Annotated in this window: 1 protein-coding gene; it reads left to right on the top strand. The window is 65.7% G+C overall.

What is annotated here, in order from left to right; all coding sequences use genetic code 11:
• Nucleotides 1-20: 20 nt before the first annotated feature.
• Nucleotides 21-1,126 (top strand): aminotransferase (locus tag ACXJL8_RS41695; protein WP_456687107.1); only part of this gene is annotated, 1,106 nt, incomplete at its 3' end.

Below are 1,126 nucleotides of genomic sequence, written 5' to 3'. Positions count from 1 at the left end.
CCCATCAGCAGGCCGGTCCGCTGGTGATCGAGCGCGGCGAGGGGCCTTATGTCTTCGATGCGTCGGGCAAGCGCTATTTCGAGGCGATGGCTGGCTTGTGGAGCGTCGGGCTCGGCTTCAACGAGAAGCGGCTGGTCGACGCCGCGCACAAGCAGATGCTGGCGCTGCCGTTCTACCACACGTTCTCCGCCAAATCGCACGGTCCCTCGATYGATCTCGCCGAGAAGCTGGTGGCGCTCGCGCCGGTGCCGATGAGCAAGGTGTTCTTCACCAATTCCGGCTCGGAGGCCAACGACACCGTCCTGAAGCTGATCGCCTATCGCTCCAACGCGCTCGGCCAGCCGCAGCGCAAGAAGGTGATCAGCCGCATGCGCGCCTATCACGGCGTCACCATCGCGTCGGCGAGCCTCACCGGCCTGCCGAACAACCACCGCTCGTTCGACCTGCCGCTGCCGAACATCCTGCACACGGGCTCGCCGCATTTCTACAAGGACGGCGCGCCGGGTGAGAGCGAGGAAGCGTTCGCGACGCGGCGGGCCGAGGAGCTCGACGCGCTGATCCAGAAGGAGGGACCGGACACGATTGCCGCCTTCTTCGGCGAGCCGGTGATGGGCGCGGGCGGCGTCATCGTGCCGCCGGCGACCTATTGGGACAAGATCCAGCAGGTCTTGAACAAGTACGACATCCTGCTGATCGCCGACGAGGTGATCTGCGGCTTCGGCCGCACCGGCAAGATGTTCGGCTGCGAGACCTATGGCATCAAGCCGGATGCGATCGTGGTCTCCAAGCAGATCACGTCGAGCTATTTCCCGCTGTCGGCGATCATCCTGAACGACCGCATGTTCGAGCCGATCGCGGACGAGAGCAACAAGATCGGCGTGCTCGGCCACGGCTTTACCGCGGGCGGCCATCCGGTCGGCTCGGCGATTGCGCTGGAGAACCTCAAGATCATCGAGGAGCGCGGACTGGTGGCGCATGCCGCCGAGCTCGGTGCCTATATGCAAGGCAGACTGCGCGAGCTCACCAGCCACCCGCTGGTCGGCGAGGTCCGCGGCGTCGGCATGATCGCGGCGATCGAGCTGGTGCTCGACAAGCAGCGCAAGACGGCGGCAACGACACCCGGTGG

The sequence above is a fragment of the Bradyrhizobium sp. P5_C11_2 genome, from assembly GCF_054049755.1.
Note: the sequence above shows the minus strand (reverse complement) of the source record. Positions and strands in the feature narration are given on the sequence as shown.